Annotated in this window: 8 protein-coding genes; 6 read left to right on the forward strand and 2 right to left on the reverse strand. The window is 56.6% G+C overall.

The window, feature by feature from the left end; translation table 11 throughout:
• The coding region (locus AAAC48_RS13830; RefSeq protein WP_340654729.1) for a tetratricopeptide repeat protein at nt 1–867 on the forward strand (867 nt) is incomplete at its 5' end.
• Complete coding sequence (locus AAAC48_RS13835; RefSeq protein ID WP_340654730.1) at nt 864–1,235, forward strand: hypothetical protein; 372 nt, start codon at nt 864–866, stop codon at nt 1,233–1,235. The genes AAAC48_RS13830 and AAAC48_RS13835, both read left to right, overlap by 4 nt.
• 421 nt (nt 1,236–1,656) lie before the next feature.
• Here AAAC48_RS13835 and AAAC48_RS13840 read toward each other — a convergent pair whose 3' ends face one another.
• Nucleotides 1,657–2,682: a CPBP family intramembrane glutamic endopeptidase gene (locus tag AAAC48_RS13840; protein WP_340654731.1), complete on the reverse strand. Its 1,026-nt coding sequence runs from the start codon at nt 2,680–2,682 to the stop codon at nt 1,657–1,659.
• 351 nt (nt 2,683–3,033) lie between these two features.
• Here AAAC48_RS13840 and AAAC48_RS13845 point away from each other — a divergent pair, with 351 nt between their 5' ends.
• The 4 genes from AAAC48_RS13845 (at nt 3,034) to AAAC48_RS13860 (ending at nt 6,221) form a co-directional block, all read left to right on the forward strand.
• The gene (locus AAAC48_RS13845) at nt 3,034–3,993 is read left to right on the forward strand and encodes a DMT family transporter (protein WP_340654732.1); all 960 of its coding nucleotides are present in this window, start codon (nt 3,034–3,036) and stop codon (nt 3,991–3,993) included.
• Between the two features lie 681 nt (nt 3,994–4,674).
• Entirely contained in the window at nt 4,675–4,947 is a 273-nt protein-coding gene (locus AAAC48_RS13850) for a tyrosine-type recombinase/integrase (protein WP_340654733.1), read from the forward strand.
• 637 nt (nt 4,948–5,584) lie between these two features.
• Complete coding sequence (locus AAAC48_RS13855) at nt 5,585–5,818, forward strand: hypothetical protein (protein WP_340654734.1); 234 nt, start codon at nt 5,585–5,587, stop codon at nt 5,816–5,818.
• Between the two features lie 145 nt (nt 5,819–5,963).
• Nucleotides 5,964–6,221, forward strand: a complete 258-nt coding sequence (locus AAAC48_RS13860) for a hypothetical protein (RefSeq protein ID WP_340654735.1) — start codon at nt 5,964–5,966, stop codon at nt 6,219–6,221.
• A 178-nt stretch (nt 6,222–6,399) separates the two neighbouring features.
• On the opposite strand, the gene AAAC48_RS13865 is transcribed toward AAAC48_RS13860, so the two are convergent.
• A complete protein-coding gene (locus AAAC48_RS13865) occupies nt 6,400–7,308 on the reverse strand; it encodes a dihydrodipicolinate synthase family protein (protein WP_340654736.1) in 909 nt (302 codons plus the stop codon).
• Between the last annotated feature and the right edge of the window lie 8 nt (nt 7,309–7,316).

The following is a 7,316-nucleotide window of genomic DNA, read 5'->3' on the forward strand; positions in this document are numbered from 1 at the left end:
ACGCGGGCCAACTGCGCACGTACCCGCTTGAGATGGACCTGGACACGCCTTGTCCCCAAGCTGGTGCGTGTCGTTGCGATCGGATTGCTCGCACTCGGGCTCTGGCAAGGTGTTCCGCGTCGCTACCGTGCGCTGACAAAGATCGAGGCGACGCACGAGCTGTCGAAGGAAATCCTGGCGAAGATTACCGACATGCAGGCTGCTCAGGCTGCTCAGCCGCCTTCCCCGGAAGACAAAGCCCGCGCCAGCGAGCGCATTGCAGAAGCAGTCACAGACCTGGCAAAGAGCACAGACGAACGCTCCAAACGCGCATTTGCAGCATTAAAGAAAGGCGACACGCGCGCTGCCGAGGATTTGTTCAATGCTATTCTGGAAGAGAAAGCCCGTGAGGGGCAGGCTGCCAACCGTGAGGCTGCTAGCGTCGCCCGAAATATTGCGGCTTTTTCTCGCCTCACCAATGTAGCCAAGGCCGCCGATCTGTATGCGCGGGCGGCCGAACTCGACCCGGACAACTTCGAAAATTGGATCGACTTAGGCGATATGTCGATCGAGGCAGGGCGGCTTGAACAGGCGAGCGCCGCATTTGCGCGCGCCTTCGCCATTGCTGACCGCCTGGCGAAGGCGGAGCCGGGCAATTCCGAATGGCAGCGAGACCTCTTGATCTCGCACGAGAAGATCGGCGACGTGCAGATCGCGCAGGGCAACCTGTCGGGGGCGCTGGCGAGCCACCAGGCCTCGCTGGACATTGCCGCGCGGCTGGCAAAGGCCGACCCCAGCAACGCCGGCTGGCAACGCGACCTCAGCGTCTCGCACGAGAGGATCGGCAACCTGCAGGGCATGCAGGGAAACCTGATGGGGCGCTGGTGAGCTACCAGGCCAAGCTGGCCATTACCGTCCGCCTTGCGAATGCCGACCCCGGCAATTCCGACTGGCAGCACGATCTCGCCGTCTCGTTCGACAAGATCACCAGCGCGCAGCGCGCGCTGCACTACCTGATGGGGGCGCTGGCGAGCTACCGGGCCTCGCACTCCATTTTTGATCGCCTTGCGAAGGCCGACCCCGGTACCGCAGGCTGGCAGAGCGACCTCGCCTACGCGGAAAACAGCATCGGCGAAGTGCAGTTCATCCAACGCAATCTGACGGGGGCGCTGGCGAGCTTCCAGGCCTCGCTGGCCATCAGGGACCGCCTTGTAAAGGCCGACCCGCAATGCCGTCTGGCAGCGCGACCTTGCTAAGAGCTATGAGCACTTGGGCATGGTTTATGCTGTGCGGGGTAACCGCGACGATGCGCTCCGAGTTTTCCGCCAGGGACGCGAGATCATCGAAAAGCTCATGAAACTTTCGCCGTACAACGCGAGCCTACCCAAGGATCTTTTGTTTTTGGATGGACAGATCGGTCAGCTGGAAAAATAAGCATGGTGAAGGTCATTATTTTTCGCACTGCTCGAAAACTGAGAAAACTAACAGATTCGAGCAATCAGGGGCGACGACAAGATTTGTTCCAAATCATACGCTAGCCATATTCATGAGCCTTTACAGATAGTTATGCTGATGAATATGAAGGAGAATTCCGACCGGTCTTGGAGTTTTAGCCAAAGAAACCCCGCGACGAGCTGGTCATGAGTCGGTCCGCCGTTGTCCACGACGCGCGCGGCTTTACCTTCGACTCTTTGCCGAAGCGGTGGATTCACCAGAGGTGTAACTAGACGCAGAAATGACAGTGGTGCGACGAGCAGACAAAATCCATGCCGCTACAACCGAGAGCCCGAGGATCGGCAATATTCCGCTTTCGCCGGCTACATATTCGCGCGTCTCTGGCGACGAAGCAACTGTGATACCTGTCAGAGTATCCCAAGCAACATTGTAGACCGCATGAGCAATCGCGCATGGCCACACGCTACCGGTTGTGAATCTCAGGTAGCCGAACAGAACGCCAGCAAGCGTGAGTGTCACCAGAAACAGCGGCACGACAATAAATTTGCTACCGCTGGGATGGTACCATGGCGTGGCGAGCATTATCGGCAGATGCCATACACCCTGCAGGAAGCCAACCACAAGCATGGCCCTGAAGACGCCGAGCGTCTTGAGGCGAGGTAGCATATATCCGCGCCAGCCGATTTCCTCGCCCATCGCGAAGAACGTACTGAACGCCAGACCGAGCAACGCCACAAGGACGAATTTCAGTAGCCCGTTGGTGACTTGAGCGTGTATCTCGGCAAGGCCGCTAACCCAAGTCACAGCATATGTGCCGCCGAGCACCAGCGTGGGAACCATGATCGCGAAGGGCCAACCGTTTAGGCCAGCCTTGTGCAGATCGAGCGAAGTCCAAGCGGCCCGGTGCCGTCCATCATCGGTGACCAGAAGCATCATGACGAGTACGGCGGCGGCGGGAGTTAGCATTGTAACGTGTGGGGTCGAGGGCCCCCAAGTCGATGTGGTGGCCGCAATTGCTCCGGCGAGCGACAAGGCGATCACATAGAAGAGAGCCGCCTTGGCGGCATCGCTCAAATTCACTACCATAATCCGCCCCCATGCCAATTCGCTGCGAATGCAGGAGACCACGGTCGATGGATCAATGAGCGCCATGGTCCACACCACGTCAGCGGCGAAGCCACGTGCATGGCCGAGCCGCTTCTGCGCAAGTCGATCTCTGCGGACTTTATCGTAGCCATTCGTCTTCAAGAAGCGGAATTCGCGTTGCTTGTTTTTGTCGCTGACGTAATTGCTCTGAGAGCCACAGCCCACACAGCGCCGAATGGGCGATCCACCTAACCGGCCGCTATCCCGACTGGTGGCAGGGCAAGACCTTCGACACGGCGGTGAGGCTGTGGGCCGTCGGCGCCACCGGCGAAGGCACGCGCGACCGCGATAGGTCGGAGCTTCCCTCCTGCCAAAGCCGGTTTGCCCGAGAGGAGCCAAAATGGCCGCCGCGCCCTCAATCTTTGGCCATTTTAAACTCTGCTTGACCCCCTGGGGACCGCGGCGCAGTATTGCCATGCGCGCGTAACATGCGCAGTCCAATTGGGGTCGTCCTTGGTAAGTGCAGTGGACGTCAATACGGGCAGCCGTCGTGACGCTTGGTTAGGCATCCTGCTCGTTCTCACCTCTGCGCTCGCGTGGAGTACCATGGGCTTGTTCGTGCGCATGGTACCTGACGTCGACATATGGAATGTCGTTTTTTGGCGCTGCATCTTTGGTGGACCGTCAATCATTGCTCTCGCCATGATCGAACGGAAGCGTTGGTCGTTCGAATGGCGACGAACCATGGCGCCAGCCGGCGTCGCGATAACCACACTCATCGCTACTGGCCTTTTCTCCTCCATTTATTCCATGCAGAACACCACCATCGCCAATGGTGGTGTCATCTACTCCACGGTTCCTTTCATGGCAGCTATTCTTGCCTGGGTATGGTTTCGGGAGCGGCCCGGTGTCAGTACGGTTTTCTGCACATTCGCTGCCATCGTGGGTGTTGTCGTGACCGTAAGCGGTACCGTCACCGCGGGTGGCGGGCATCTGAAAGGCGATCTTGCGATGGTCTACGTAGCCTTCGCGATCGCCATGATGACCGTCATCATGCGCCGCTATCGCGACACACCAATGCTAGAATCCGTGGCTCTCGCCTGCTTCATGGCGGCCATTTTTGCGTTCTTTTTCGCTGATCCATTCAATGTCCCTATCGGCGAGATGGCCCTACTCGGTCTTTTTGGAATCATCACGCAAGGTGTTGCCCTCGGGATCTACACGATGGGCGCACGGCGCCTGCCCGCCGCTCAAGCCACTCTGCTCAGCTCGGCGGAAATGCCAATGGCTCCGCTCTGGGTCTGGTTCTTTTTCGATGAGATGCCTGCGACGGAAACGTTCGTAGGCGGTGCATTGGTGCTTGCAGCGATCCTGTGGAATATTGTCGTGGAGCTACGAGCCGGTCCAACTGCAGAGACTGGTGAGGCGCCAGTCCTCCATGGAGTTGCCGGAACCAGCACGAAGCAAGCCTAAACGGCGTTGGTTGCCTCCACCATTCGACGGCTTCACAGGATATTTCCACCGACCATTGTCGTTAGGAAAATATGGGGTGCAACCAGATACGAAACCGCAGGGACAAGCCACGACTTGCACGAGACGTACTGATCCATTCTTTTTCAGGCGATAGAAAACTTAGTCGCTATCTGAAAGCGCATTCCGAACCTGGAATTTTGCGGCAAGTGCATCCGCTGAATAGTCCAACGATTAGATGGCCACCACATAAAACAATGTCGGAAAACGAGGCCTTCGAGTTAGCGGACCGGTATACACATATACTAATCCAGTCACAGCAAACGTCGCCCAATCAGTCCATCATACCCCTTGGCCAAGGGGTAATTCCAAAATGCGACCACAACGGCTGCGCCAACTTTAGTTATCGCCGCTTCCAGCAGTCGAATGGCCGAGTGGAATGGTACTGTATGGATCACGCAGCAGACGGCGGGAATGGGAGCCGCGACTTGATCGCAGCCGCTGAAAACTCTTTTAGGCGATGAGATCTGCATCCAGGTATTTTTTCTACTCGCCAATTGAACATTGTGCAGGCATTTCTTGACCTACAAACCGGCAGAGTCTCATTTCGTCCGTTCTTGTGTCTAGTGCGCACTTGACGTAGCTCGCCTCCAGCACTCCGCTGCCCGTCTGGACTTCGGGGGATTGCCTCTTCTTCCCGGCAAGCTGACGACCCGCATGCGGCAATTCCAGCGGCAGGCAAAAGTCACTCCTGGCGTCCAGCCGGTGCACGGCTATCGCCACGGCTTTGCCAGCCAGCTTGTCGCCGACAATACTGATATCAAGACGGTCTCGGACATGCTCGGCCACGCAAACCCTTCATTCACGATGAATGTTTACGCCAAGAAAATTACTGGCAAGGACAGCGATGCATCGAAGCGTATGGGCCAGCATTTTCGCGTCATTTCGGGCAAATAGAGGCCACGACCTGCGCCAAATCTGCGCCAGCTTGGTTTTGAAAATTGGCGCAATGAAATGCAAAAGGCGAAACGAGAGAAAATCGCCGCATGAGAAAAGGCAGTAAAATCTGCACGTTAGCGCAAACGCCGACAAACCGCGCAAATGACGTACAGACGAGTTCTTTTCTTAAAAACCGTCGTGCGGGGAGTTCGAATCTCACCTCTTCCGTCACCCCCATTTGCTAGTCTGTTGTTGTTATTGGCTTTTTGTTGACGCAGCCACGCTTCACGATGCATTTGACACCACGATCACGCCGCTCGCCTGACTTCATCCTTTTGGGGCGATTGTCGGCGCGGCGCATTTGTCAGATGATGTACCGGCAAACAACAATGACGGGGGAACAACCTCATGCGCCTGACAGCTTTCAATTGCCTGACCGTTTTCACCATTGGCCTCAGCCTCGGTATAACGATTGGTGTGCTTCACATTTAGGTGCTTTCACCTCCAGCGCTGTCTAACAGCTCCACCGCACCAACGTGCAGCAACAAAATGTAGTGGGTATGAGCATCCAAAACCGACAATGAGTTGATTTTGGATGGGCGAATCGGTTCAGACTATCCAATGACGACAATGGCGTCTTGGAAGGATGACTGAAATGACCGCAATGACGTTCGAAGAGTTCCGGGCTTCGCGCGATTATAGCGATGACCTCTATGCGATCGGTTTGTGCCAAGGCGAAGGCTATGTCTACGCCGACGGTCTATATTGCATTGAAAAGAGTGGCGCTGTGTACCTGCTTCACGACGCTGACCGCACTCTGGTCGATGCCGACCTCGCAAAACTGGAGCGCGAGCTCTATAGCCGATGGTATTTGGCGGAAGCGGCGTAAAGCGCCGGCCGCGCAGCATGGGCAGATTAGCTGTCCCCTTGGACAACATATTTAGCCTGAACTAAGGCCTGCCTACTCCATTTACTGAACTGTTACCTCCATTTGACACGTTGTAACCGTTCAGTTGGGACGTAAGATTGCGGCTATGATGATGATGGAACCAACAAAAAGCTCCGACAATCAATCGGACAGAACAACGGAATGCAAGGACGCCCTCAGGCCAGCCTTTGAATATCTGGCCGACCAGGCCTTGAACGCCGGCTGGGATCCGTACGAGGTAGCGCTCGCCCTGTCCGAGCTCGGGGAACAATTTCTTCAGCAAACAGCAGAGACGGCTGGCTCAGAGGCCGACATCGCAATCGCCAAGGCGCTGTTCGAAATAAGGAAATCCCTCTCGCATTAGGTCATCATTTTTTCTGAATTTCGTGGAACTATCTCGGCGGCAACGCGTTTTAGAAGTGCCGAGACAGCATTGGACAGGTTCCAACAGGCATCCCGACAGAGGCTCAGTATCGTCCATGGCATCAAAACCCATGCGGCAATCTGGGCCTCACTTATGACTCTCCCATTGATAGACCTGATCACGTCAGCATATCCGCCAGCTCTTGCTTCGCGACTTCCCGCAAACGGTCGGCTTCGCCCTCGGCGATCCAGCGATAGGGAAAGCGCAGCCGCGTTCCTACCGGCCCCCAGTTGCCGATCGCGGCCAGCAGCTTATCGAGCGCCGCATTCGAATAGCCGGCCTTCTGCCGGAACGGGACGATATGCTCATCCATGAACCGGCAGATCCGCTGTTCAATTTCGAGCGCCGCATCGATGTCTTCATTCATCAATCGCGTCCATCGCTGTGCGCCGCGTGGGCTGAGGCATGCGACATTGGAAAACGAACCCGCCGCGACGCCTTCCTTGAAGCCGGTGGCGAGATGATGCCCGGGAACAAAGAGTGAAATACCGTGCAAATATTCACGCGCCCTTGCGTACCAGTCACTGCCGCCATCCGCGAGCTTCACGCCGGTTACACCGGGTGCCGAAGCCAAGATCATCGCGAGTTCGTTCGGGGCGAGAACACGTTTTGCATGCGGGGGATTGTAGAGGATCAGCGGAATGCCGTTTGCCGTTTCAGATGTTCTGTTCAGAAAATCGATCGCTTCCGGATTGGTGACGGGCCACCAATCCGGCAAAATGACCTGGATTCCGGCCGGACGAAGTGATGCGGCGCGGCGCACGCGGTTGAGCATGATCGCCGGATCGGGCTGACAGGCGCCAATGACAAAGGGCATTCGCGCCGCTTGGCAGCGTTGCGCCAGTATCAGCTGGATGCGATCGAATTCCTCTTCGGTCTGATTGTGGAACTCTCCAGCAGTACCATTCGAATAGATACCATCGACATCCGCGTCGATCAGAATATCGATTTCATCGCCAAGCTTGGCGAATTCGATGCTATCGTCCGCCTCGATCGGCAGGAGCAGACTGGCCCAATTGCCAGCGATGGCAGGCT

Source organism: Phyllobacterium sp. (assembly GCF_037994405.1).
Lineage (GTDB): Bacteria > Pseudomonadota > Alphaproteobacteria > Rhizobiales > Rhizobiaceae > Phyllobacterium.